The sequence below is a fragment of the Streptomyces sp. NPDC007905 genome, from assembly GCF_042959345.1.
Lineage (GTDB): Bacteria > Actinomycetota > Actinomycetes > Streptomycetales > Streptomycetaceae > Streptomyces.
In genome coordinates, this window is the sequence record NZ_JBIBKS010000017.1 from 69,475 (window position 1) to 95,865 (window position 26,391).

At 71.7% G+C, this 26,391-nt stretch carries 19 protein-coding genes; 16 read left to right on the plus strand and 3 right to left on the minus strand.

From position 1 onward, the window contains the following. Positions 1–111: 111 nt before the first annotated feature. Positions 112–1,296, plus strand: coding sequence for a glycosyltransferase (locus ACFZDC_RS27995; RefSeq protein WP_391328220.1), 1,185 nt, complete (start codon positions 112–114; stop codon positions 1,294–1,296). Positions 1,297–1,375: 79 nt separating this feature from the next. On the opposite strand, the gene ACFZDC_RS28000 is transcribed toward ACFZDC_RS27995, so the two are convergent. Next, positions 1,376–3,343, minus strand: a complete 1,968-nt coding sequence (locus ACFZDC_RS28000) for a prolyl oligopeptidase family serine peptidase (protein ID WP_391328222.1) — start codon at positions 3,341–3,343, stop codon at positions 1,376–1,378. 210 nt (positions 3,344–3,553) lie between these two features. Between ACFZDC_RS28000 and ACFZDC_RS28005 the strand changes: the two genes are divergently transcribed. The 10 genes from ACFZDC_RS28005 to ACFZDC_RS28050 all read left to right on the plus strand — a co-directional run bounded on the left by ACFZDC_RS28005 (position 3,554) and on the right by ACFZDC_RS28050 (position 16,085). Next, a complete protein-coding gene (locus tag ACFZDC_RS28005; RefSeq protein ID WP_391328224.1) occupies positions 3,554–4,828 on the plus strand; it encodes an MFS transporter in 1,275 nt (424 codons plus the stop codon). Positions 4,829–5,012: 184 nt separating this feature from the next. Beyond that, entirely contained in the window at positions 5,013–7,088 is a 2,076-nt protein-coding gene (locus ACFZDC_RS28010) for an amino acid adenylation domain-containing protein (protein ID WP_391328226.1), read from the plus strand. Continuing rightward, positions 7,085–7,900, plus strand: a complete 816-nt coding sequence (locus ACFZDC_RS28015) for an alpha/beta fold hydrolase (protein WP_391328227.1) — start codon at positions 7,085–7,087, stop codon at positions 7,898–7,900. The genes ACFZDC_RS28010 and ACFZDC_RS28015 overlap by 4 nt, the downstream gene beginning before the upstream one ends. Positions 7,901–8,042: 142 nt before the next feature. Next, the gene (locus tag ACFZDC_RS28020) at positions 8,043–8,975 is read left to right on the plus strand and encodes a glycosyltransferase (protein WP_391328495.1); all 933 of its coding nucleotides are present in this window, start codon (positions 8,043–8,045) and stop codon (positions 8,973–8,975) included. After that, the gene (locus ACFZDC_RS28025) at positions 8,972–10,363 is read left to right on the plus strand and encodes an FAD-dependent oxidoreductase (protein ID WP_391328228.1); all 1,392 of its coding nucleotides are present in this window, start codon (positions 8,972–8,974) and stop codon (positions 10,361–10,363) included. Before ACFZDC_RS28020 ends, ACFZDC_RS28025 begins: the two co-directional genes overlap by 4 nt. After that, positions 10,356–11,789 carry an aminotransferase class III-fold pyridoxal phosphate-dependent enzyme gene (locus ACFZDC_RS28030; RefSeq protein ID WP_391328230.1) on the plus strand — a complete coding sequence of 478 codons (1,434 nt, stop codon included), beginning with the start codon at positions 10,356–10,358 and terminating at the stop codon, positions 11,787–11,789. The genes ACFZDC_RS28025 and ACFZDC_RS28030 overlap by 8 nt, the downstream gene beginning before the upstream one ends. Then, entirely contained in the window at positions 11,786–12,157 is a 372-nt protein-coding gene (locus tag ACFZDC_RS28035; protein ID WP_391328232.1) for a hypothetical protein, read from the plus strand. The genes ACFZDC_RS28030 and ACFZDC_RS28035 overlap by 4 nt, the downstream gene beginning before the upstream one ends. Further along, on the plus strand, positions 12,154–13,650 hold the full coding sequence (locus ACFZDC_RS28040; protein WP_391328233.1) for an FAD-dependent oxidoreductase: 1,497 nt from the start codon (positions 12,154–12,156) through the stop codon (positions 13,648–13,650). Before ACFZDC_RS28035 ends, ACFZDC_RS28040 begins: the two co-directional genes overlap by 4 nt. Continuing rightward, positions 13,647–14,900, plus strand: a complete 1,254-nt coding sequence (locus tag ACFZDC_RS28045) for an MFS transporter (protein ID WP_391328235.1) — start codon at positions 13,647–13,649, stop codon at positions 14,898–14,900. Before ACFZDC_RS28040 ends, ACFZDC_RS28045 begins: the two co-directional genes overlap by 4 nt. A 174-nt stretch (positions 14,901–15,074) precedes the next feature. After that, positions 15,075–16,085, plus strand: a complete 1,011-nt coding sequence (locus tag ACFZDC_RS28050; RefSeq protein WP_391328237.1) for a substrate-binding domain-containing protein — start codon at positions 15,075–15,077, stop codon at positions 16,083–16,085. A 141-nt stretch (positions 16,086–16,226) separates the two neighbouring features. Here the strand turns inward: ACFZDC_RS28050 and ACFZDC_RS28055 are convergent, their stop codons facing one another. Together ACFZDC_RS28055 and ACFZDC_RS28060 are read right to left on the minus strand one after the other, a co-directional pair. Beyond that, positions 16,227–16,703, minus strand: a complete 477-nt coding sequence (locus ACFZDC_RS28055) for an SRPBCC family protein (RefSeq protein WP_391328239.1) — start codon at positions 16,701–16,703, stop codon at positions 16,227–16,229. A 153-nt stretch (positions 16,704–16,856) separates the two neighbouring features. Then, positions 16,857–16,979, minus strand: coding sequence for a hypothetical protein (locus tag ACFZDC_RS28060; protein WP_391328240.1), 123 nt, complete (start codon positions 16,977–16,979; stop codon positions 16,857–16,859). Positions 16,980–17,235: 256 nt separating this feature from the next. Here ACFZDC_RS28060 and ACFZDC_RS28065 point away from each other — a divergent pair, with 256 nt between their 5' ends. The 5 genes from ACFZDC_RS28065 to sbnA are packed head-to-tail and all read left to right on the plus strand — an operon-like array spanning position 17,236 to position 26,346. Continuing rightward, a complete protein-coding gene (locus ACFZDC_RS28065) occupies positions 17,236–19,911 on the plus strand; it encodes a Pls/PosA family non-ribosomal peptide synthetase (RefSeq protein WP_391328241.1) in 2,676 nt (891 codons plus the stop codon). 13 nt (positions 19,912–19,924) lie between these two features. Further along, positions 19,925–23,188 carry an amino acid adenylation domain-containing protein gene (locus tag ACFZDC_RS28070; RefSeq protein WP_391328242.1) on the plus strand — a complete coding sequence of 1,088 codons (3,264 nt, stop codon included), beginning with the start codon at positions 19,925–19,927 and terminating at the stop codon, positions 23,186–23,188. 23 nt (positions 23,189–23,211) lie between these two features. Next, entirely contained in the window at positions 23,212–24,216 is a 1,005-nt protein-coding gene (locus ACFZDC_RS28075) for a TauD/TfdA family dioxygenase (protein ID WP_391328244.1), read from the plus strand. Continuing rightward, entirely contained in the window at positions 24,213–25,283 is a 1,071-nt protein-coding gene (gene sbnB / locus ACFZDC_RS28080; protein WP_391328246.1) for a 2,3-diaminopropionate biosynthesis protein SbnB, read from the plus strand. Before ACFZDC_RS28075 ends, sbnB begins: the two co-directional genes overlap by 4 nt. Before the next feature lie 37 nt (positions 25,284–25,320). Then, positions 25,321–26,346 carry a 2,3-diaminopropionate biosynthesis protein SbnA gene (gene sbnA / locus ACFZDC_RS28085; RefSeq protein ID WP_391328248.1) on the plus strand — a complete coding sequence of 342 codons (1,026 nt, stop codon included), beginning with the start codon at positions 25,321–25,323 and terminating at the stop codon, positions 26,344–26,346. The last annotated feature ends 45 nt before the right edge of the window (positions 26,347–26,391 follow it).

The following is a 26,391-nucleotide window of genomic DNA, read 5'->3' on the forward strand; positions in this document are numbered from 1 at the left end:
CCCTTCCCTCCCGTGTGGAGCCGACGCGCCCTGATCCAACCAGGGGTTGCCAATCAAGGCAAGCCCCTGGCAATGTATTGCCTGCATCGTGTGGGCCAAAGGAGGCGTGTGATGGGTGATCCCAGGTTCAGCATCGTGATCCCGTACAAACAGCGCCTGCGCAATTTCCGCATCGCGCTCGCGGCGCTCGCCGAACAGACCCTGCCCGGCTCGGAGTTCGAGATCGTCGTCGGGGCCCTTGAGTACACGCCGGAATACGTCGCCGCCTGCCAGGAGTTCGCCGACCGGCTCACCATCGTCTCCGTGCTGGTCGACGAGGAGTGGAACCTGAGCCGCTCCCGGAACCTGGCACTGCGGCAGGTCTCGGGAGAGGTCGTGGTCTTCCTCGACGCCGACCTGGCATTGCCCCCGCGGTGCCTGGAGTCCCTGTACGACCGGTACTACGCGGACGGTCGAACCGTCTGCGTGGTCGGTCAGATCGTCGGCCTCGACGGCCGCTCGGACCGGCCGGCCGAAACCACGGATCTCCCGGAACACCGGCACTACCGGAAGCTGCTCGCGGACCTGGAGAGTTCGCCCGGCGCCCGCCACGACAAACGGTGGTGCTTCGATCCGTTCGTCCTGCCGTGGACGCAGGTCTGGGGCGCGTTCATCGCGCTGCCCGCCGCCACCGTCCGACGGCACGCGCTGTTCTTCGACGAGAACTTCCGGGGCTGGGGCGGCGAGGACCAGGAATGGGGCTACCGCGTGCACGCCGCGGGCGTTCCGATCGTGCGGGGGCAGGACGTGTACGGGCTGCACCTGCCGCACGTCCGCGACGTCTCGTCCAACTTCCGCGAGTTCGGCGTCAACGCGGACTACTTCCTTGCCAAGTGGCCGGCCCTCGACGTCGAGCTGTACCGGGCCTTCGACATGTGGGACGCCAACCGCTGCTACGAGGAGATCCGCCGGGAGGTCGCGGCCGCGGTTCCCGATCCGGACGGGACCCTCGGCGTCGTGCGCGGCACCGTCGGCGGCAAGGACACCCTCGTCGTCGGTGCCCCGCTCGACGGGCGGTCCCGGATCACCGACCCCGAACTGAGCGCGCTCTTCGACGACCGCTCCCCGCTCCGCGTGCTCCCACTGATCGGCCTCGCACTTCCCTTCGCCGACCGGAGCGTCGAGGAGTGCCGGGTGCTGCCGGCCGTCGGGAGGCTGAGCGGACGGTACCGGGGGACCGTGCTGCGCGAGGCGGCCCGTGTGGCGCGTCACGTCGTGACGGCGGAACAACCGGCACCCGCCGACCGCGCGGTGTGACCCTCCGCGGTCGACGAGCGGTTCGCCGGACACTCGGCCGGTGTCCCCCCGTCGGGGACACCGGCCGACGCGTGCCGCGTCAGACCGACAGGTCGAGTCGCGGCACACCGGGTGCGTCAAAACCGAACACCTGCCCGTACGCCGAGAGTTCCGCGTTCAGGCAGGCCACCACGGTCTCGGCCCTGCGGAACCCGTGCCGCTCGCCCTCGAAGGCGAGGTAGGCGTGCGGGACGTCGCCACCGCGCAGCCGTTCCAGGAACCGTTCCGCCTGACGCGGAGGGCAGACCGGGTCCTCGGTGCCCTGCATGATGACGAACGGGGCCCGGATGCGGTCGGCGCGGCGCAGCGGCGAGACCTGTGCGTAGCGCCCGGCTGCCTGCGGCCAGGGGCCCACCAGGCTGTCCAGATAGCGGGACTCGAAGTCGTGCGTGCCGCGGTCGCGCCACTCCTCGGGGTCGAGCAGCGGGTAGTAGATCCCCGCCACGCGGTACAGCCCCGGCTCGGAGGCCAGCGATGCCGCCGCCGTCCAGCCGCCCGCGCTCCCGCCCCGTATGCCGATGCGCTCGGGGTCGGCGAGGCCCCTTGCCACCAGGCCACGGGCCACGGCGGCGCAGTCCCGCACGTCGACCACGCCCCAGTTGCCGCGCAGCCGTTCGCGGTAGGACCGGCCGAAGCCGGTCGAGCCGCCGTACTGCACGTCGACGATCCCGATGCCACGGCTGGTGAAGTAGGCGATCTCGTGGTTCACCACCAGTTGGCTGCGGGTGGTGGGTCCCCCGTGCGCCTGCACCAGGAAGGGAGGCAACTCATCTTCCGGAGCGGTGAATTCGGGGTTGTGCGGAAGGTACACGAACGCGTGCACGTCCTCGCCGTCATCGTTCGTGAAGACCTCGTGGCGGCCGTGGGGCAACCAGTCCGCGTGCTCCGGTTCCGCGCCGCGCAGCACCTCCAGGCGGGCCGTGCCGGTGGGCGGGTCGGGGTCGACGAGCACCACCGAAGAGTGCCGGCGCGGCCCGGCCGCGGTCCCCGCGATCCGGCGGCCGTCGGTCGCGAGCGCCGCCCACTCGCTGTACGGGGCGGGCACGTCGCGCAGTGAGCCGTCGCGCCGCAGGACGGCGAGCCGGCGCTCGCTCGTCCCGTGCACCACGAACAGCCGTCCGTCGTCCGCCGGCAGGAACCACTGCGCGCCGATCCGCCACAGCGGCTCCCCGAACTCCTCCGCGCGGGAGCACACACAGCGGCTGTCCCCGGCCGGGCCGATCTCGTGGATGTTCCACCAGCCGTCCGGGTCGCTCAGGACGTACAGCGCCCCGGGCCGGTCCGGGGCCCACTCCACCTGGCCGACCGAGATCCCCGGGCCGCCGGCGACCTGCACGGCGGGCCGCAGAGTTCCGTCGGGTCGCACGTCGGCGCACAGCACGGCCGTGGTGTCCCACGGCATGTGCGGGTGGTCCCAGCCGATCCAGGCCACCCGGCGGCCGTCCGGCGACACCTTCGGGCCGGTCATGAAGTGGTGGCTGGCGGCGAGGACCCGGACCGCGGCCGGGTCGGTCGCCGCGCTGCCGTCCAGGGGCAGCGCCACCAGCTCCCGGCGGACCCTGGTGCCCGCCGGGTCGGCGAGCGTCTCGCGCAGGCACCAGACCTCCTCGCCCACCCGGGCGAAGTCGGCGTAGCGCGCTCCGGCGGCGAACGGGGGCTCGGCCGTGAGCGGCGCGGGAACGGATCCCGGCACGGACCGGTACACCCGCTGGTCGTCCCCCTGCGTGAAGACGAACCCGGCCGAGGCGTCCCGGCCGAGGGCGAGCCACGGGCGTCCGCCGTACTCGATGACCCGGGAGCGGACGTTCCACCCGGTGCCGAGGACGTCGCAGACGGAACCGTCGGGGGTGCGGCCGACCAGCGCGGCGCGCCCGCCCTCCCACGGCCTGGTCTCGGTCCACCACACCTGGTCGCCGACGAAGCCGACCCATTCCCTGCGGGCCTCGCCCACCGCCGCGTCGGCCGCTTGGATCGGCGAGGTCCACGTGCCGTACGGGGCGATGCGCACCGCTGTCTCATGCGAGGTTGTGGTTGCCAAAATTTGCCTCCCTGTTGAAGGTAGCGACTGCCATACATAACGGGACATTTGATGGCCTGCCGCGCGAGCAATCACTTCATCTGCTCCACAGAGATTGCCTTCACTGTGCCAATGATGGCAACCTATTGCCCATCGAGGTCCTGAGAGCGGGGACCGCAGCGCACAGAAAGGAGCCCGTCCATGAGTGGGACCGCACCGACGGCGGTGACCGCGTCGACGTCCGCGCCAGGGGACGGCGGTGCCGGTGGGCAGCGACCGCTGCGCGCGGCGCTCGCGCTGGAGACGCTCGTGGGCAGCCTCGGCCTGTACAGCGTCATCCCCGTGCTCGGTCCGCTGCTCGCGGCCCGGTCCCCGGGGTCGGGTACCGCGGTCGTCGGTGCCGGTCTGTTCTGCTACACCGCTTCGGCAGGCCTGTCGGCCACGCTCGCGGCGCGCCGGCTGCGCAGGATCTCCTACGCACCGGGCATGGTGGGGTCCGTCCTGCTCTCGGCCGCCGCGTTCGGCCTGCTGCCCCTTGCCGACGCGGACTGGATGCTGTGCGGGCTGCTCGTCCTGGCCGGATGCGGCGTGAGCGCCCACTTCCTGTACTCACGGGTCCTCGTCGCCGAGGTGGTACACGACGACATCGGCCGCAACCGCGTCTTCTCCCTGCTCCAGATAGCCGTGAACGCGGCCGCGGCGCTGGGGCCGTTCATCGCCAACGCGCTGTACTCGCCCTCGCAGCCGCAGAAACTGATGGGCGTCGTGGCACTGTGCTACGTGGCGGCCGCGGTCGTGATGCTGCCCGGGCTCCCGCGCGGAGTCAGGCCGCCGGCGTCGTCGGGTCGATGGCCGGTGGGCAGGAAGGTGCTGCGGCAGGTCGTCACCACGGCCGCGATACGGCGCACGGTCGTCGCCGGCGTCCTCGGCACGTTCGTGTACGCCCAGTTCTACTCGGCCTTCGCGTACTACGTGGCCCGGCAGTTCGACTCGGCGACGCTGCGCTCCTTCCTCCTGGCGGGGCCGGCCTTCTGGATCGTCGTCCTGCAGACCGGCGTGACCGCGGTGGTCAGCAGGCTGATGAGAGCGGGTGTCACGCCCTTCGCCGTGCTCGGTGGCGCCAACCTGCTCTTCGGGCTCTCCATGCTGACGCTGGGCCTGCACCTCGAACCGGCCGTCGGCGCCGTCCTCGCCATCCTCGTGTTCTCCGTGGCCGAGATGGCGTTCGGGCCGATGATCAGCACCGCGTACGCCGGGCTCCCCATCGAGTCCAGCCTGGAGGCGTTCAACCTGCGCCAGGTGTGCTGGTCCTTCGGCGAGGCACTCGGCGCGTTCTCGGGCGGCACGCTGTTCGTCGCGCTCCATGGCCAGGGCCGCGGCCGGCTGTACTGGGACGCGCTCGCCTTCGTCACGTTGGCCGTCACCGGCCTGCTGCTGCTCCTCGCGCGCCGCACCGCGCCGCGTGCCTCACCATGACGCGCACCGCACCGCGCCGCGTGCCTCGCCATGACACTCGCCGCACCGCGCCGCACTCGCCGGGCTGCGTGCCGCGCCGTGACACGTGCCGTGTGACGACACGCCCCGGCTCGCCGGTCTCTCGCCTCGCACACCGGCCGCCCCTGACCGCCCGACCTGACCGACGCTCAGCAGAGGAGTCCTGATGACCACATCGCTCCAGACCGGCGCCGACGTGCTCTCCCACCGTCCGGCACCCGCGGCGCAGCCGCCGGACGGGACGGAGGCAGGGGACAGTGGCGTTCCCCTGCCCCGCGACGGGTTGAGGCCGGTGCACGAACTCGTCGCGCGCTTCGCCCGTGTCACACCCGCCGCCCCCGCGGTGAGCAGCGGGGACGGCGCCCTCGACTACCGGTCGCTGGACGCGTGGGCCGGCCGGATCGCGGCCCGGCTCGCCGAGGCGGGCGTGGGCCGCGGCTGCCGCGTCGGCATCCTCGTCCCACCGTCCACCGCGACGGTGGCCGCGGTGCTCGGCGTCCTGCGGTCCAAGGCGGCGTACGTCCCCGTGGACCCGGCCCACCCCGACCGCCGCATCGCCGATGTGCTGGCCGACGCCCGGGTCGGCGCGGTCGTGGTCACCGGGGACACGGCGGGCCGCCTCGCCGGCCTGAACCTGCCGCTGATCCGGCTGGAGGACGTGGCGGGGCCCGGTGCGGACCGTGGAGCCGGGCGGGAGCCCGGTAGCGACGACGACACCGAGGACGAGGACGAGGAGCCGGCCGGGGCCCTCGCGGACGCCCCGGCAGTCGAGGCCCTCGCGGACGACTGGGCAGAAGGCACCGGGGACGACCCCGCGTACCTCATCTACACCTCCGGCAGCACGGGCGAGCCGAAAGGCGTCCAGGTCGGGCACCGCCAGCTGGCGGCGTCGACGCTGGCCCGACGCATGGTCTATCCGGGCAGCCCGGTCTTCCTGCTCGTCTCGCCCCTCGCCTTCGACTCCTCCGTCGCCGGGCTGTGGGGCACCCTCACGGCCGGGGGGCACCTGGTCGTGGCCACGCCCGACGAGGTCCGTGACCCCGAACGGCTGGTCGGCCTCATAGAACACCACGGGGTGACACGGCTGCTGTGCGTGCCGTCCCTGTACTCCGTCGTGCTGGATGCCGCCGAGCGGCTGGGGCCCCGGCGGCTGCGCACGCTGGAGTCCGTCATCACGGCGGGCGAGCCGCTCACCGCAGACCTGATGAAACGTCATTTCGCCACGCACACCGGTCAGGTGGCCCTGGTCAACGAGTACGGGCCGACCGAGGCGACGGTCTGGGCCAGTTACCGCCGTTACGACGCCCCGGGGCCGGTCTCGATCGGTGGTCCCGTGCCCGGCGTACGGCTGTACGTGCTCGACGACCGGCTGCGCCCGGTACCGCGCGGCGCCGAGGGCGAGTTGTTCATCGGCGGCGCCGGGGTGAGCCACGGCTACTTCGGGCGCCCCGAGGCCACCGCACGGTCCTTCCTCGACGACCCCTTCGCGGGAGAGCCCGGCGCGCGGATGTACCGCACGGGCGACCTCGTCCGCCGGCGGGACGACGGCACGCTCGACTTCCTTGGCCGCCGCGACCACCAGGTCAAGATTCGCGGTCACCGTATCGAACTCGGCGCGGTGGAGGCCGCGTTGTGCGCGCTGTCCGGAGTGCGCGAGGCGGTCGTCGTACCCGACGCCGCGGGCACCGGTCTGACCGGGTTCGTGCTCGCGCCCTCGCTGCCCCCCGCCCAGGACCTGCGGGAACAGCTGGCACGATCACTGCCGGCGCCCATGGTGCCGGCCAGGATCGAGGTGCTCGACTCCTTCCCGCGCACCGTCAACGGCAAGGCCGACCGCACGCGGCTGCGCTCCCGCGCCGACGAGCCGCACCCCGCGGCGCAGCCCGCACCGGCGGCGACGGCCGCCCCCGGCCGCGGCGGTGATCCGGCAGCCGCGGTCGCGGCGGCGTGGGCCGAGGTGCTGCAGATCGCGGACGTACCCGCCGACGTCAACTTCTTCGACCTGGGCGGCCATTCGCTGGCGATGTTCCAGCTCCAGGACGCACTGGAACGGCACACGGGCAGGCGCCCCGCGATCGTCGCGCTGTTCCGGCACACGACGGTCTCGGCACAGGCCGCGCTGATCCGCGGCGGCGGCGCGGACGCGATCGACGCCCACGCCGAAGCCCGACGGTCCGCGGCCCGCCGCGCCCGAGCTCTGCGGGCACGCCGCCACCGCACGCAGGAGGAGTCCGCGAAGTGACCCCCACCGACCGCCTCACGACCGCCCGGTCCGCCGCGACCGCTTCCTTCGTCCCGGCCGCTCGGCCTCCTCGTCCCCCGGGCCCCGGGCAGAGCCCTCGGACCCTGTGGCTGCACTGCCCCGATCCCCTGCCCGATCCCGCGCGACGGCTGATCTGTTTTCCCCACGCCGGGGGATCCGCCGCCTTCTTCCGCACCTGGGGGCGGCGGCTGCCCGGGACCGAGGTGCATGCCGTGCGGTACCCGGGCCGCGCCGAGCGGATCGCGGAGCCGGCGGCCACGGATCTGCGCGTGCTCGCCCACGCGATCGCGGACGCCGTGGAACCGCTGGCCGACCGGCCGATCGTGCTGTTCGGCCACAGCATGGGCGCCGCCGTGGCGCTGGAGGCGGCCCGCTGCCTGGAGCGGCGCGGCATCCGGGTGACCCACCTCGTGGCGTCCGGCTCCCGCGACGCCCCCTACCCGGAACCCGATGAGGCCGCCACCGAGCAGGACGAGGACGACGACGCCGTGGTCGCCCGCCTGCTCGCCCTGGGCGGGACCGACCCGGAGCTCGCGGCGGACCCCGAGTTCCGGGAACTCGTGGTCCCGTATGTCCGCGCCGACGGCCTGATGTTCCACGGCTACACCCCGCGCCACGACGATCCGCCCCTGCACTGCCCCGTGACGACGATCGTCGGGGACGCCGACGAGGACGCGGACCGACGGCCCTGGAGCGAGCTGACCGTCGCCGCGCACCGCGAACACCGGGTCACGGGAGACCACTTCTACCTCGTGCCCCGGCCGCCTTTCGCGCTGCTCCGGAACCTGTGAGCGACGCCCGCGAACCCGGCTCAGCCACCCGGCCCCGTACAGCGCATGCCGACCTGCTCCGTGCCGCACCGCAAGGAGGGTTCCCATCGCTACGCACCAGCCGAGCAGCGCACCCCCGCGCTCGTATCTCATCAGCGTCGTCCTGCCCTGCTACAACGAGGAGCAGGTGCTGCAAAGGACCCACGCGCGGGTCACCGGCGCCCTGCGCGACCTGCCGCACGAGATCATCTACGTCGACGACGGCAGCTCCGACGCCACCTGGGCGCTCATCCAGAAGCTCCTCGCCGACGCCCCCGCGGGCTCCGTGTCCTCCCGGGTCCGCGGAGTCCGCCTCAGCCGCAACTTCGGGCACCAGGCCGCATGTCTGGCCGGCCTCGCCGAGGCCGTGGGCGACGCCGTCGTCCTGATGGACGCGGACCTTCAGGACCCTCCCGAACTCATACCGAGCATGGCGGAGCTGTGGTTCAGGGGCTGGTCGGTCGTGTCCGCCCGCCGCGGTGCCCGGCACGGTGAAACACGCCGGAAGAGGGCCACCGCCTACCTGTACTACCGCCTGCTGTCCCGGATCTGCGACCAGCCCGTCGCCCTCGACACGGGCGACTTCCGGCTCCTGGACCGCAAGGTCGTCGACTTCGTGACCTCGCTCGCAGAGCGTGAGCTGTTCCTGCGCGGCGCGATCAGCTGGACCGGTTTCCCCGAGACGAGCATCACGTACGAGCGTGACCCCCGGGCCGCGGGCACGACGAAGTACACGCTGCGCAAGATGCTGGCGCTCTCCCGCACCGGCGTCCTGGCGGGCACGGCCGCCCTGCCCCTGCGGATCCCGGCCTACCTCGGCGTCGCCCTGCTGCTGGGGGCCGGCGGGGTCGGCGTGGTCCGCGGGAGCGCCCGGCAGGCGGCCCCGCTCGGCGCGCTGGGGATGCAGCTGCTGGCCTGCGGGGTGCTGGGCGAGTACCTGCTCGCCGTCTTCCGGCAGGTGCAGGGCCGCCCGTCCTATCTCGTCATGGAACGGACCGGCTCCGAGCACGGCACGGCCGAGGCGCGTTTCCCCGCCCACGTTGAGGAGTACTCGTGAACACGCAGGACACGCAGGAGGCCGGCACGCCCGGCGCCGTGATCGTGGGCGGCGGCTTCACCGGCCTGGCCGCCGCCCTGGAACTGGCGGAGCGGGGCCGTCCCGTGACGGTCCTGGAGAGGGAGCCGGAACTGGGCGGGCTGGCCGGCAGTTTCGACGTCGGCGGCGGCAGGCGCATCGAGCGCTTCTACCATCACTGGTTCGACTCGGACCGGGAGATCCTCGACCTGTGCGCCCGGTTGGGCCTGTCGGACGCGGTGGAGCCCCATCTCACCCGCACCGGGATGTACTACGCCAATGCGATCTACCGCCTCTCCAGCCCCCTGGACCTGTTGCGCTTCGTTCCCCTGCCGCTGCTCGACCGGATCCGGCTCGGCGTCATGGCGCTGCGGGCCCGGCGGGTCGACGACTGGCGCGCCCTGGAGCACCTCACGGCCGAGCAGTGGCTGGTCTCGCTCGGCGGACGCCGGGTCTACGACGTGGTGTGGCGGCCCCTGCTGGAAGGGAAGTTCGGCGAGCACGCCGAGCAGGTCGGCGCCACCTGGATGTGGACGAAACTGCGGTTGCGCGGCGGCAGCCGCACCCGGTCGGGCAGCGAGGTCCTGCACTATCTGCGCGGCGGCAGCGAGACCCTGATCACCGCGCTGCACAAACGGCTGACCGAGCTCGGCGCGGACCTGCGCACCGACACCGTCGTGGACTCGGTGGTCACCGACGGCACCGGCGTCACCGGCGTCCGGACCCGCGAGGGCGACGTCGTCCCCGCGCGGCATGTGCTGCTCACCAACGCCCCCGAACAGGCGGCCGACCTGCTCGACCCCGTCGGCTCCGACAGCCCCGCCGGCCATCCCGCGGTCCCGGCCCTCGTACGCCGGCTGCGCGGCATCCGCTACCTGGCCAACGTCTGTCTGGTGCTGGAGAACAACCGCAGGCTCTCCGACACGTACTGGCTGAACGTCAACGACCCGTCGTTCCCCTACGTCGGCGTGATCGAGCACACCAACATGGACGCCCCGGAGCACTACGGAGGCCGCCACGTCGTCTATCTCTCCAAGTACCTGCCTCGCGACGACGCGTTGTACCGGATGAGTGACGAGGAGGTCTTCGCGTACAGCCTCCCGCACCTGCGCCGGATGTTCCCCGGCTTCGACCGCTCCTGGGTCGAGGACTACCACGTCTGGCGCGCCGAGTACGCCCAGCCCGTGATCACCCCCCGCTACACCAGGGACATGCCACCGCTGCAGACCGGCCTGACCGGGCTGTACCTGGCGAGCATGGCCCAGGTGTTCCCGGAGGACCGCGGCACCAACTACGCCGTGCGCGAGGGCCGCAGGGCCGGCCGCCTCATCGCCGACCGGCTGCGCACCCAGGAGGCGTACGGTGCCTGAGCTGCTCACGGTGGACCAGGCCGAACGCCTGGGCATCGACCAGGTCCACAGCCTGTACGAAAGGTACGTCAGCCGCAGTCAGGTCTCCCTGACCGGCACCTTCGGCTTCGGCCGCGACCTCGTCGACAGTGCCGAAGGCGCCTGGATTCGGCTGCGGGACGGGCGCCGCATCCTGGACTTCACCGGCGGCGTGGGCGTCCTCAACCACGGCCACAACCACCCCCGCATCCTCAAGGCCCGCGACCACTTCCGTGAGCTGCGGCGCATGGAGGTCCACAAGAACTACCTGTCCCCCTACGTCGCCGCGCTCAGCCACAACCTCGCCGCTCTGCTCCCGGGGGACCTGAACATCTCCTACTTCCCGAACTCGGGGGCCGAGGCCGTGGAGGGCGCCGTCAAGCTGGCGTACAAGTACCACGGCGGCCGCCGCGGCACCGTGCTCCACACCGACATCGCCTTCCACGGCAAGCTGCTCGGCGCGGGCAGCCTCACCGCCTCCCCGGAGATCCACTTCGAGTACCCGAGGCTGCCGGGCACGGACTCCTTCGCCTACGGGGACCTCGAGTCGTTCCGGCTCGCCCTGCAGCGTCACACCGACGGGCGCGGCCGCAGCGACGTCTACGCGGTGGTGGTCGAGCCGTTCAGCGCCTCCAGCCTGCGTGAGTGCTCCGGCGCGTTCCTGCGCGAGGTGCGTCGCATCTGCACCGAGCAGGACATCGTGCTGGTCTTCGACGAGGTGTACACCGGCTGGGGCAAGACGGGCGAGCTGTTCCACTTCATGCACCACCCCGGCCTGGTCCCCGACGTCGTGACGACGTCGAAGTCGTTCGGCGGCGGCAAGTCCTCCATCTCCGGGTACGTCGCGCGCGAGCCGGTCTTCCGCCGGGCGTACGACAACCTGCGCGACGCCACGCTGCACAGCACCACGTACTACGGATTCGGCGAGGAGACGGCCACGGCGCTGGAAGCGGTGGCCGTCGCCGTCGAGGAGGACTTCCCGGCGCGCGCCCGGAAACTCGGCGACATCCTCTCGCCCGGCCTCGCCGGCATCGCCGCCCGGCACCCCAAGATGGTCGCGGGGGCCGCGGGCCGGGGCGCGCTGCACGGGCTGCGACTGCACCAGGGCCCCCGGCTGCCCTCGGCCGTACGCGACCTCGTCCCGGTCCAACTGGCCAAGGATCCCCAGGCGTTCGCCAAGGTGCTCACCGGTGCGGTGATCGCCGCGCTCTACCGCGAGCACGGCATCCTCACCTTCTTCGGTTCCAACCGGCACATCGCCCTGATCGTGTCGCCCCCGCTGGTGGCGGGGGAGGCAGAGGCCCATCTCTTCCTGGAGGCCCTGGACACCGTGCTCGGCAAGGGCGCGCCACGGCTGCTGGCGGATTTCGTGCGGGAGAAGGCGACGGCGGCGAGGGGGGTGCGATGAGGCCCGGACCGAGGCTGCTGCGCGCCGCGCTGCGCTCCAGCGGCCTGCGCTCGTACTGGGCGCGCCAGTACCCCTGTCTGCGCGCACCGGCGGCCCGGGCGGCCGCCGAGACACACGTGGTGGAGACCCTGCGCACGCTGCCACTGTCCCAGCGCGTCGGATACATGACCGTGCTGCGCGCGTTGCCGCTGGCATACCGGCTCGCGAACGGCGGGCGGTCACTGCGCAGGGCGACGGACGAGGAGGGACGGCACGGAATGCGGGTCCTGGCCGCGCTGCCCGGCTTCTCGGAGGTGGTGCGGTCGAGCACGGCGCTCGCCCTGCTGGGCGCCCTCGACGGCCGGACGGGAGAGGGGACACCGCGATGAGGACGTTCCCGGCCCGGCGGCGGCGGACCGTCGACACGGAGGTGCTGGTGGTCGGTTCGGGCGCCGGCGGCAGCGTGGCCGCACTCGAACTCGCGGCGGCGGGGCGTGAGGTGACGGTCCTGGAGGAGGGTCCGCGGGCCGACACCGCGCGCCTCGCCGCGGCCGGCCCGGCCGAGAACATGCGCACCCTGTACCGCAACGGCGGGCTGACACCCGTGTTCGGGACACCCACCATCGCCTACGGCGAGGGGCGGGCCGTCGGCGGCACCACGCTGGTCAACGGCGGCCTGCTGTGGGAGCCTCCGCCCGCGCTCCTCGCCCGCTGGGCGGCGGTCTCGGGCATCGACGGCTACCGCGCGGCGGACCTCGCCCCGCACCTGAAGACGGTCGGCACCCGCCTGGGCGCCCTCGTGCAGGGCCATGGCGGTCCGGACGACAACCGCGACTCCCGGCTCCTGACCGAGGGGGCCGACCTCCTGGGCTGGCGCTGGCAGCACGCCCGCCGCGCGGTACGGGGCTGTGCGCACCGCAACCGCTGCACCACCGGATGCACCAGCGGCGCCAAGCAGAGCATGGCGGTCAGCTACCTTCCGCGGGCCGAAGCGCTGGGCGCGCGGATCCTCCCCGGCACCCGGGTCCTGCGCCTCCTGCACGACGGCCGCACCGTACACGGAGTCCTCGCCACCGGTCCGGACGGCGCACGCACCGTCTACCGGGCACGCGCGGTCTTCCTCGCCGCCGGACCGCTGGGCACCCCCGCGCTGCTCCGGCGCAGCGGCATCCAACGGCACCGGGCCGGGCGCGGACTGGCCCTGCACGTCAATCTGCGCACGGTGGCCCGCTTCCCGCACGAGGTGGCGGCGGAACGCGGCACCATCTTCACCGCGCAACTGCAGGAGTTCGGCGACCGGGGCATCCTGATGATGCCGTCCAACGTCTCGCGCGGCGCGCTGGCCGCCGCGCTGGCGGGCCGCTCCCCCGCCGACGTCGAGCGTCTCCTGGCCGACTACGACCGCCTGGGCGTCTACACCACGCAGGTGCGCCTGCACGGCACGGCGAGGGTGACGACGCTGCCCGGCGGCGGAGTGCTGGTGCGGCACGGCATGACGGCCGTGGACCACAGCGTGCTGCGCGACGCCTTCCGCATCGGCGCGCGGCTCCTGTTCGCCGCGGGGGCGGAGCACATAACGCCGCCCGTGTCCGCGGCGCCGGCACTGCGCAGCCCGGCCGAGGCCGAGGCGTTCTGCCTGCGCGTGGCGCCGGGCGACTGGGAGCTGGTCTCCGTGCACGGCATGGCGTCGGCGCGGATGGGGCGGGCGGAACGCGGCGGGGTGTGCGACGCGTGGGGCAGGCCGTACGGCTTCGAGGGCCTGCGGGTGTGCGACGCCAGCGTGCTGCCGGGGGTCACGGGCATCAGTCCGCAGGGAACCATCATGGCCTTCGCCCATGAGATCGTCGCCCGTTTCAACGACGAGGAAGGGCGCCTCACATGAGGGAGCAGCAGCCGACGGGCGCGGGGCCGGTCCCGCTCGACCGGTCGGCGAGGCGAAGCGGTGTGGGGGCCGGTGCTCGCCGTGTCCGCCTGTTCAGCACGCCTGCCCTCGTCGCCTCCTGTGTGGGCTTCGCCCTGATCGGTGCGCTGCAGTCGTTCTACGGCCCCTCGATCCCGGCCCTGCGCACGGAGTTCGGTCTTTCACCGGCCGCGGCCGGGGTCGGTCTGACCGCCCACTTCATCGGTGGGGTGGGCGGGGTGCTCACGTTCAACCGGGTGCACCGGCGAGTCGGCAACCGCACGCTGTTGGGCGTCTCCTACGGCCTCATGTCGGTGGGGTCCCTGGGGTTCGCCCTCGCCCCGACCTGGCCACTGGCACTGACCGCCGCGTTCTTCGCGGGGCTCGGCTTCGGCGGCATCGACTACGGCCTCAACCAGTTGTTCGCCGTGGGCTTCGGGGAGCGCAGCACCGCCATGCTCAACGTCCTCAACGCGTTCTTCGGCGTCGGTGCGGTGGCGGGACCGGCACTGATCGGCCTGGTGGGCCCGGACCGCCATGCGCTCGCCTTCGCCGCGTGCGGCGTCGTGTCGGCCATGCTGCTGCTGTTCCTGCGCGGAGTCGGCGACGGGACCCCGCCGCAGGACGAAGGAGCCGACCGCAGGACGACGGGCGCGCCCCGCTCTTGCCCGGGACGGTCCCGGGCAAGGCTGCTCCTGGCGGCCTTCGTCGCGCTGTACATCCTGCACGTGGGGGTGGAGGCGGGCGTCGGCGGCTGGGAACCCACGCACCTGGAGACGATCGGCTACGGATCGGCCTTCGCCGCCTCGGCCACCTCGGTGTTCTGGCTGATGATGACGGTGGGCCGCTTCCTGGTGGTCCCCTTGACGCTGCGACGGCCGGAACACGTCATCATCAAGGTCAGCTGTGCGGGCATGGCCGTCTGCCTGGCGGCGGCCTCCGTTCCCGCCCTCGCACCCTTCATGTACGCGGGCGTGGGCCTGTTCATCGCTCCGGTCTTCCCCACCGGCCTGCCCTGGCTCACCAGGACCGTTCCCATGGCCCGCAGCGCCGGCGCCCATGTCATCGCGGCCTCCATGCTGGGTGGCGTCGCCGCAGGCCCCGCGCTGGGCGCTGTGGTCCAGTGGGCGGGGGCACGGTCGGTCCCGCTGGTGCTGTGCGTGATCGCGGTGTGGTGCCTGACCACGTCGATGTGGATCGACCGCGCGGCGCGTCGGCGAAGGCCCGAGTGATCGCCCCGCGCGCGGCGACATGGCGAGCGCCCCTCTTCCGCACGCCGTACCGCCCTCGGGTGTGGCCGGAGGACCGGACGTCCGACGGGCTAACCTGGGGCACGGCCTGTGGGGGCTGACGAGGGGCGGTGCCATCCGTGGTCGTCCCTACGGCGTGCGGAGGGAGAGCGGCAGTTGGAAGGACGACGCGCGACGCTCGAGGCGGTGGCGGCCCACGCGGGGGTGGGCCGGGGAACGGCCTCACGGGTCATCAACGGTTCCGGCCGGGTGAGCGCCGCTTCGCGCGAGGCCGTGCTCCGTGCCGTACGCGAACTGGGCTACGTGCCCAATTCGGCGGCCCGCGCACTCGTGCGCCGGCGCACCGACACGGTCGCCTTCGTCGTGGCCGTCGCGGAGGAGCGGGTCTTCTGGGAGGAGCCCTACTTCTCGGCCATCGTGCGGGGGGCCACGGCGGGCCTCGCCGACGAAGGGGTCCAGTTGCTGCTGGCCATCGCCCAGTCCCAGCCGGACCGTGACCGGCTGACCGCGTTCCTGAAGGCGCGCCACGTCGACGGGGTCCTGCTCAGTTCCTTCCGCGGCGACGACCCGCTGCCCGGCGAACTCGAGCAGTCCGGGACTCCGACCGTGCTGGTGGGGCGGCCCACCGGCTACGTCCCCGACTGGTCCGTCGACGTGGACAACGTGGCGGGGGCCCGGCTGGCGGTACGGCATCTCGTCGAGCGAGGCCGGCGCCGTATCGCCACGATCACCGGGCCCCTGGACATCCAGGCGGGGGTCGACCGGCGCACCGGCTACCGCGACGTGCTCGAGGAGAGCGGGCTGCGTGCTCTTCCGGAGGCCCAGGGTGACTTCACCAGGACGTCCGGTACCGAGGCGATGCGCGAGCTCCTCGCGCGCTGCCCCGACCTGGACGCGGTGTTCGCCGCGTCGGACAGCATGGCCGCCGGAGCACTGCAGGCGTTGCGGCAGTCGGGGCGTCAGGTGCCCGGTGACGTGGCCGTGGTCGGCTTCGACGACTCGCCCGTCGCCGCTGATTCCGACCCACCGCTGACGTCGGTGCGGCAGCCCTTGGAGGACATGGGCCGGGAGCTGGCCCGCCTCATGATCGCCCGCCTCAACAGCGAGGACGTGCCGGAACCGACGGTGATCCTCCGCCCCGCACTGGTCGTACGCCAGTCGTCGTGACGGCGTGCTCCGGTCCTCGGCCCGCGGGACGCGGAGGGCGCAGGAGGGCCGTGAGGGCGGCGGACACGCTCCCGGACGGGTCCCACGGGGTGCGGGCCCGCCCGGGGCGCTCGGCCGTGAGCGCGGGAGCGTCAGGCGCTGTCAGAGGGTCGAGCCGGCGTCTCCGGGCCGGATGCGTCCGCGCCAGGCGCCGCTCTCGCCGCCGTGCTGCTCGATGTAGTCCTTGAAGCGGTGCAGATCTCCCTTGACCCGACGGTCGATCACGCCCAGCATGTCCGCGCCCTTCTCGGCGACACCGGAGGGCTCGATCTCCATCGTGAGCTCCACGCGGGTGTGCATGTCGTCCAGGCGTTCGAACCGGACCGACCCGCGCTGCTGCGTGTCTCCGCCGACGGCCCGCCAGGTGATCCGGTCGTCCGGCAGCTGGTCGACGATCTCGGTGTCGAACTCGCGCCGCACCCCGCCGATCTTGGTGGTCCAGTGGTTGTGCCGGTCGTCGAGCTGCCGGACCTCCTCGACACCCTCCATGAAGTTCGGGAAGTCCTCGAACTGGGTCCACTGGTTGTAGGCCGTGTGGAGGGGGACCTCGACGTCCACTGTTTCCTTGACCGTACTCATTGTCTTCCTCCTTGCCGGCGGTCGGCCGGCGGTCGAGGGCACCGGGTCTGCCGACCCCGTGCGCGTCCGTGACACCGGGTACCCGCGTGAGCAGCAGGAAGACCTCCCCATCCCATTCGCGTTTTCCGCAGGCCGACGGCGCAGCACCGGCCTTCACGGGTGCGCGCGGGCGGCGAGGCGGCCGAGGACGGGCAGGTACCGCGTCACGGCCGGTACGGCGCCAGCCCCGTCGCCGACCCACAGCGCCCCGCCACCGCCTGCCGGAGGGGCAGCCATTCGGGTGATCCGTGGCGCGGCCCAATGCCGCGGGGAGCCGGGGAACACGGGGTCGTCGAGCGTTCCTCGCTCGAACGGTGGTCAATGCGAAGTGGCAACGTGACGAGAGCGGACCGAGACTGAACCTGGCGGTTCGTGATCAGGAAAGAGCACGTGCCTCGGGCCCGATGGCTCGGTAGGCCGTTCTTCCGTGCCCGAGAGCCCCGGTCCCGCCAACGGCGGCCCTCGGCGACCCAGACGTCCTCCAGGAGTTCGAATGGTGGAGCAGTCCTCCGCGGTCCATATATCCGGCCCGGACGAAGACGCCGGCACCGCGCGGAGCGACGCCGGCCCGGACGAAGACGCCGGCACCGCGCGGAGCGACGCCGGCCCGGACGAAAGCGCCGGCACCGCACGGGGCGACGCCGGCCCGGCAGCGGCGGGAATCGAGACAGAATTGGCGGATGCCCTGGCTGACGTCGTGTGTGCCGAGCGCGTTCCGGTCGACAGCCACTTCTTCGACGACCTCGGTGCCAATTCCCTGGTGATGGCCCAGTTCTGCGCGCGGGTCAGGAAGAGAGCGGACCTGCCGTCGCCGTCCATGAAGGACATCTACCGGTACCCCACGATCCGTAGCCTGACGGCTGCTCTCGTGAAGGCCGCCCCGGATCCCGCCGCGTCGCCGGTCCCCGCGCCACCGTCGGAGCAGACGACGTCGCCGGCTCCGGTGACGGGGGCGAGCCGGCCGAACCATGTTCTCTGCGGAACACTCCAGTTGCTGTTCTTCCTGGGATACTCCCTGGTCGCCGGATTCGTCACCGCCGATGGATACGAGTGGATCGCCACCGGTTCGGATCTGGCCGACATCTATCTGCGGTCGCTGCTGTTCGGCGACATCGGTTTCCTCGCTCTGTGCGTGTTCCCGGTCATCGCCAAATGGCTTCTCGTCGGCCGCTGGAAACCGGGCGAGTTCCCCGTCTGGGGCCTGCCATATCTGCGCTTCTGGCTCGTCAAGGTACTGCTCCACGCGAATCCGATGATCCTCTTCGTCGGAAATCCGCTGTACGTGTGGTATCTCCGAGCGCTCGGCGCACGGATCGGCAGGGGTGTCACGATCCTGTCCCGCTCCGTCCCGGTCTGCACCGACCTGCTCACCATCGGCGCCGGGACCGTGATCCGCAAGGATTCCTTCTTCCTCGGTTACCGGGCGCACGATGGGCATATCCAGACCGGCCGCATCACCCTAGGCCGCGACGTGTTCGTCGGCGAGAAGACTGTCCTGGACATCGACGCCTCGATGGGCGACGGCGCGCAGCTCGGTCACTCGTCCGCCCTGTACCGGGGCCAGGCGGTCCCGGACGGTGAGCACTGGCACGGAACACCGGCGCAGCCCACGGAGGTCGACTACCTGCGGGTCGCGCCGGCCGCGTGCGGCACGGGGCGCCGGGCGTGGTTCGGTCTCGTCACGCTGCTTCAGATGTTCTTCCTGTACATACCGCTGGCAGTCGGCGGGATGTACATGCTGTGCACCGAGGTACCGGCGATCGGCAAGCGGCTCGATCCGCAGATGGCCGCGCTGTCCCGGCCGGAGCTGATCACCGACGCGCTGAGCCTCTCCCTCTTGCTGTTCCTCGGCTTCGTCGTCATGGGCCTCGTCGTCCTGTACAGCGTTCCGCGTCTGCTGGGTCTGGTCGTCAGGCCGGACCGGGTCTATCCGCTCTACGGATTCCACTACGCGGCACACCGGGCGACGGCCGGCCTGACGAACATCAGGTTCTTCGCCTGGCTCTTCGGTGACAGCTCCTACATCGTGCACTACCTCCGCGGCCTCGGCTACGACCTGTCACGGGTCGAGCAGACCGGGTCCAACTTCGGCACCGAAGTCCAGCACGAGACCCCCCTGCTGGTGTCGGTCGGCAGCGGGACGATGGTGGCCGACGGGCTCTCCATCATGAATGCCGACTACTCCAGCACGTCGTTCCGGCTGTCCCGGGTGTCGATCGGTCCGCGCAACTTCCTGGGCAACAACATCGCCTATCCCGCCGACGGCAGGACGGGTGAGAACTGCCTGCTCGCGACGAAGGTGATGGTTCCGATCGACGGCGAGGTCCGCACAGGTGTGGGGCTTCTCGGCTCGCCGTGCTTCGAGATCCCCCGCTCGGTGGACCGTGACTCACGGTTCGACCATCTCAGGACCGGGGACACCTTGCGCCGCCGTCTCTGCGCGAAGAACCGCTACAACGTCCGCTCGATGGTCTTCATGTTGTTCGTGCGGTGGCTGCACACCTTCGCGCTCACGCTGTTCGCGCTCACCTCCGTGGACCTGTACGGCCTGGTCGGGCATGTGGTGATCGCCGGGTATCTGGCGGTGACGCTCGCGTTCTCCACCGGGTACTACATCCTGCTGGAACGCTGCATCACGTCGTTCCGCTCGCTGCGCCCCCGGTTGTGTTCCATCTACGACCCGTACTTCTGGTGGCACGAACGCCTGTGGAAGGTTCCGGACCGGCACCTCGAGATCTTCAACGGAACGCCTTTCAAGAGCCTGATCTGGCGGCTGCTCGGGGTGCGCATCGGCACCAGGGTGTTCGACGACGGCTGTTATCTGACCGAGCGGACCCTCACCACCATCGGCGACGACTGCACCCTCAACGTCGGCAGCAAGATCCAGTGCCACTCGCAGGAGGACGGCACCTTCAAGTCCGACGGCACCACGCTCGGTGCCGGCTGCACGCTCGGCGTCGGCGCCCATGTGCACTACGGCGTGACGCTCGGCGAAGGCGCGGTACTGGCGCCCGATTCCTTCCTCATGAAGGGCGAGGAAGTCCCCCCGTACGCCCGGTGGGGCGGCAACCCTGCCGGGGACATGCCGGATGCCGCTGAGCAGTCCCGCGGCACCGGCCGGGCAACGGCAGCGTCATCGGCCGACGCCCCTGCGGCGACCACGAGTTGAGGAAGGCCATTCGATGGGAACGCACGTGGAAGCGGACCGGGAGTTCTGGAGCCGTGTGCTGACCGCCGGCGGCGCCACCGCGGTGCCCCGGTGGGTGCGGGAGCCGGCTCCGGGAGCGGCCGAGCACGAGGCCGTGGTGCCGGACGACGTGGCGGACGCGGCGCGTGGGCTGGTGCGGCAGCTTGGAGTACCGGTCAGTGCGTTGCTGCTGGCCGCGCATGCCAAGGTGCTGGCCGCGCTGTCCGGTGAGCACGAGGTGGTGACGGGTTACGCCGCCGGGGTGCGGGGCGAGCCGCTGCCGTGCCGCCTGGTGGTTCCCCCCGGATCCTGGCGTGCGCTGGTGTCGGCCGCTCATCACGCCGAGGCCGAGGTGCTGGCGCACCGGGAGTTCCCGGTGGACGAGCTGTGGCGGGAACTGGGCGCGGCGGAGCCGTCGCACGAGGTCGTGTGCGGTCCGATGGAGGCCGAGGACGCCCTGCTCGACCACGGCGTCCTGCACGTGCGGTGGTCCGACCGGGAGGGCCGGCTCAGGTTGCGGCTCCGGTACCGCACGGACCGTCTGGACGCCGCAGCCGCGGCCCGGATCGGCGGGTACCACCTGACGGCGCTTCGGCTGATGACCACGGACGTGGACGCCGAGCACGCGCGGCAGAGCCTGCTGTCGGCCGAAGAGGTGCGCGACCAGCTGGAAGGGCTGGCCGGGCCCCACCGTCCGCTCCCTGACGCACGGGCCCACGAACTGTTCGAGCAGCGTGCCCGGGCGCACCCGGACGCGGTGGCGGCCGTGCACGGCGAGCGGGAATGGACGTACGGGGAACTCAACGCGCGCGCGAACCGGCTGGCACGGGCACTGCTGGAGCGGGGCGTGGGCCGCGAGGACGTGGTCGCCGTGGTGACCGAACGCCATTTCGACTGGATGGCGGCGACGTTGGCGGTGTTCAAGGCGGGCGGCGCGTACCTGCCGATCGAACCGCACTTCCCGGCCGGACGCATAGCGGCAACGTTGTCGCGCGCGGGGTGCCGGCTGGTCCTGACCGAAGCCGGCAGCACCCACGCACTCGACGAGGCGCTGGCCACCCTGCCGGGAACCCGGCGGCTGCTGGTTCAGGACGCGTACGCGGAACCGCACGCCGATACCGACCCCGGAGTGAAGGTCGAGGCCGATCAGCTGGCCTACATCTACTTCACGTCCGGCTCCACCGGCGAGCCGAAGGGGGCGATGTGCGAGCACGCTGGCCTGCTCAACCATCTCTACGCCAAGATCGACGACTTGGGGATCGGCGAGGGGTGCGTGGTGGCGCAGACCGCCCCGCAGTGCTTCGACATCTCGCTGTGGCAGCTGGTGTCCTCGCTGCTGGTGGGCGGGCGCACGCTGCTGGTCGGGCAGGACGTGATTGTGGACGTGGAGCGGTTCGTGGACACCCTGGTCCGCGGCCGGGCCGCTGTGGCGCAGGTCGTGCCCTCCTATCTGGAGGTCGTGGCCGCGTACCTGGAGCAGCACCCCCGCGCCCTTCCGGATCTGCGATGTGTGTCGGTGACCGGTGAGGCGCTGAAACGGGAGCTGGTGCAGCGCTGGTTCGCGATCCAGCCGGGGATCAAGCTGGTCAACGCCTACGGACTGACCGAGACGTCGGACGACACCAACCACGAGGTCATGGACGGCGTGCCCGAGCGCGTGCTGCTGGGCCGTGCGGTCAACAACGTGCGCGTCTACGTCGTGGACGAGCATCTGGCGTTGGTTCCCCTGGGCGCCCCGGGGCTGATCGCGTTCTCCGGTGTCTGCGTGGGCCGGGGGTACGTCAACGATCCCGAGCGGACCCGTGAGTCCTATCGGGAGGACCCCTACCGGCCGGGTGAGCGGCTCTACCTCGGGGGTGACTGGGGGCGCTGGCAGCCCGGCGGCAAGCTGGAGTTCCTCGGGCGGCGGGACAACCAGGTCAAAATCCGTGGTTTCCGCATCGAGATCGGCGAGATCGAGAACGCCCTGCTGCGGGTGGCCGGGGTGCGCGACGGCGCGGTGGTCTGCACCGAGCGGGCCGCCGGGAGCAAACACCTGATCGCCTTCTACACGGGCGAGCCTCAGCAGCCGGACGTACTGCGCGAGGCACTCGGGGCGGTACTGCCCGCCTACATGGTCCCCTCGGCCTTTCACTGGCAGGACAGCCTCCCGCTGACCGCCAACGGCAAGACCGACAGGAAGGCCCTGACCGCGCTGGCCGAGCGGACCGCGCCGGCCGCCGAAAGCGGCGCGACCGCGGAGCACGACCGCGCCCCCCTCACACCGACCGAGCGGAAGCTGGCGGCCGCCTGGGCCGATGTGCTGGGCGTGCCCGAGCACCGGATCGGCCGGAAGGACCACTTCTTCGACTCCGGCGGCACCTCCCTGTCGGCCGTCAGACTCACCATCGCGCTCGACCGCGCGGTGTCCCTCAAGGACATCACCCGGCACCCGGTGCTCGCCGACCTGGCCGCCCTCCTCGACGGCTCGGCCCGGCAGCACCCGGAGCTGCTCCAGCCGCTGTCGGAAGCGGGCGGCGCGCCGGAGTGCGCCTTGGTGTGCTTCCCCTACGCGGGCGGCAATGCGGTCAACTACCAGCCGATGGCGAGCGCGTTGGCGGGCAGCGGCATCGCGGTCCTCGCGGTGGACCTGCCCGGTCACGACCTGGCCGCCCACCACGAGCCGTTCGCGTCGATCGCGCGGGTCGCGGAGCGGGTGGCCGCCGAGGTCACCGCGCGTGGCCTGACCAGGGTCCTGCTGTGGGGCCACTCGTCGGGCACCGCGCCGGCCCTGGAGACGGCCAGGAAACTCCAGGAGCGCGGGGTGGACGTGACCCGGGTGTTTCTCGGTGCGCAGCTGCTCGGCACCGCCGGCGACCGGCGCGCCGCCATCGGCGAACTGACCAGCCGCAGCAACGCCGAGATCGCCGCGCGGCTGACCGCGGACAGCGGCTACACCGAACTCGCGGAACTGAACGAGCGGCACGCCGAACACATCGGTGCCGCCTACCGGCACGACTGCCTGACCGCGCACCGCTACTTCTGCGAGGCCCTGGAAGGCACACCGCCGGTGAAGCTGACCGCGCCGGTCTCGGTGGTCGTCGCCGCCGACGACTCGCACACGGCCGGCCACGCCCACCGCTACCGGGACTGGCTGCTTTTCGCCGAACACGTGGAACTGCACGAGCTGGCCGACGGCGGCCACTACTTCCCCCGCACCCGCCCGGCCGAGGCGGCGCAGGCCGTCCTGGGTGTCGTGGCACCACTGGCCTCCTCCTGAGACGCAACCGAAGGGAAACCGAGATGTCGTCCTCACCCTTGGCAGCACCCCTCGACGTGGAGCTGCGGCCGGACAGACCCGCGATCCTGCACGTCGAGGGTCCACCCGATGCGGCGAGTTGGGCGGCCGAGCACCGTGAGTCGCTGCGGGCGCAGGTCACCGAGCACGGGGCGCTGGTCGTCCGCGGCCTCAATCTGCGCGAGGCGGCCCAGGTCGGTGCCGTCTTCACGGGACTCGCCGGTGGTCTCATGCCGGAGAGAGAGGCGTTCGCCCCGCGTGAGGCGCACGGCCCGGGGCTGTACTCCTCCACCACCTGGCCGGCCAACCAGCCGATGTGCATGCACCACGAACTGAGCTACACACTGGAGGTTCCCGGCCTCATGCTGTTCGCGTGTCTCACCGCGCCCGAACAGGGCGGGGCGACCGCGGTGGCCGACGCGGAGCAGGTACTCCAGGCCCTCCCCGCCGGGCTGACGGAACGGTTCGAACGTGAGGGCTGGCTGCTGACCCGCACCTACAACGACGAGATCGGGGCATCCCTGGGCGAGTCGTTCGGCACCGACGACCGCACCGAGATCGAGCGGTACTGCCGCGACCACGCCATCGAGTTCACCTGGCAGCCCGATGGCTCCCTGCACACCGAGCAGCGCCGCAGCGCCGTCGTACGGCACCCGCTCACGGGCAGGCGCTGCTGGTTCAACCAGATCGCCTTCCTCAACGAGTGGACGCTGGACCCGGAGGTGCGCGAGTACATGGTGGACGTCTACGGCGAGGACGGACTGCCGTTCAACACCCGCTACGGAGACGGCAGCCCGATCGGTGAGGACGTCGTCCGGCTGCTCAACACCACCTACGAAGCGCACACCCGGCGCGAGCCCTGGCAGGCCGGTGACCTCATGCTCGTCGACAACATCCGCACCGCACACAGCAGAGAGGCCTTCACCGGAGAGCGGCAGGTACTGGTCGGCATGGCCGAGCCCCGCCGCCTGGCCGACGGCCGCCCGACCCCGGAAGCGAGCCGGCGATGACCCGTCCCTTGCCAACGGCCGCCCGGTCGGCCACGCCTCACCCGGGCTCGTCGCCGACGTTCGCGGTGATCTCCGGTGCGCAGGTGCAGCAGGCGCTCAGCGGGCGCGAGAAGGAGATCGTGGAGCTGGTCGAGGCCACGTACCGGCTGCACGCCGCCGGGGACTCGGTCAACCCGCCGTCGTACTTCCTGCGCTTCCCCGACCGTCCCGGCGCACGGATCATCGCGCTGCCGGCCTCCGTCGGCGGGTCGGTTCACGTGGACGGCCTCAAGTGGATCTCCAGCTTCCCCGACAACGTGCGTGCCGGGCTGCCTCGGGCCTCCGCGGTCCTCATCCTCAACGACCCGGAGACGGGCTACCCCTTCGCCTGCCTGGAGAGCTCCATCATCAGCGCGACCAGAACCGCGGCCTCCGCCGCGCTGGCCGCGGACTGGCTCAGCCGCTCCCGGCCCCGGCCGAGCCGTGTCGGGTTCTTCGGTACGGGTCTGATCGCCCGTTACATCCACGCCTTCCTGGCCGGCACCGGCTGGACGTTCGACACGATCGGCGTGCACGACGTGTCCGCCGACAGCACCGCCGGTTTCCGCGGCTACCTGCGCCAGGCCGGCACGGCCGCGGAGGTCACCGTCCACGACCGCGCCGAGGACCTCGTCCGCTCCAGCGACCTCGTGGTCTTCGCCACCGTGGCCGGCGAGCCCCATGTCACCGACCCGGCCTGGTTCAGCCACAACCCCTTGGTCCTGCACATCTCGCTGCGCGACCTCGCACCCGAGATCCTGCTGGACTCGGCCAACTTCGTCGACGACGTCGAGCACTGCCTGAAAGCGGACACCTCCCCCCACCTGGTGGAGCAGCGCACCGGCAACCGCGACTTCCTGAACGGCACGCTCAACGACGTGATGCTCGGACGGGCCGCACCGCCCGCCGACCGTCCAGTGATCTTCTCGCCGTTCGGACTCGGCGTCCTCGACCTCGCCGTCGGCAAGTACGTCTACGACGAGGCAGCCGGGGCGGGCAACCTCCGCCTCATCGACGACTTCTTCCACGACCTGCGCCGGTACGGCTGAGGCTCTCGTCCTCGGCCCTGGCACCAGGAGGCCCACCGTGCCCGTAATTTCCGCTCCCCATGACTTCAACGAAGGCCGTCTCTTCGTCGACCTCGAGTCGATCTTCGGATGCCCCCTCTACCTGAAGTGCGAGGGCTTCAACTTCGCCGGCTCCATCAAGTTGAAGGCCGCGAACGAGATGGTGGAGAGCGCCGAGCGGGACGGAGTCCTGACACCGAATTCCATCCTCGTCGAATCCTCCTCCGGGAACCTCGGCGTGGCGCTCAGCATGATCGCCGCGAGCAAGGGCTACCGGTTCCTGTGTGTGACGGACTCCCGTTGCAACCTGTCGACCAGACTGCTGATGGAGGCGCTCGGCAGCCAGGTGCACGTCGTGGCCGACCTGGACGCGAACGGCGGGTTCCTCGGCACGCGGATCGAGTACGTGCGCACGCTGTGCGCGTCCGACGAGCGGTACGTGTGGCTCAGCCAGTACACCAACGCGGGCAACTGGCGGGCGCACTACCGCACGACGGCGCCGGAGATCGCCGGTCATTTCCCGCGGCTGGACGTGCTGTTCATCGGTGCGGGCACCGCCGGGACCCTGATGGGCTGTGCGCGCTACTTCCGGCAGTGGCACCGGCCGGTGCGGATCGTCGCCGTGGACAGCGTGGGCTCGGTGGCGTTCGGCGGTGAACCGGGCCGCCGGATGATCCCCGGCCTGGGCATGAGCATGGTTCCCCCGTTGCTCGACGAGGCCTATGTGGACGAGGTGATCCGGGTGGAGGAGGCGGACACCATCCGTACCTGCCACCGCATGGCCCGACGCGGCTTCTTGTTCGGCGGCTCCACGGGAACGGTGGTCAGCGGCGCGACGGACTGGCTGGCCCGGCACAACACGCGTGGCCTCACCGCAGTGGCCATCGCACCCGATCTCGGCGAGCGCTACCTGGACACCATCTACCAGACCAACTGGCTGCAGGATCTGTACGGCGATCACGTACTCGACTCGAAACAGGTGAGCACCACCTCGCAGGAGGACGAGTCCGCACCACGACAGCCGAGCCGCCGGCAGAGACCCTGATGGCGCATTCCCCCGGCCCCGCGGCGCGACCGCCATGAGGACTCC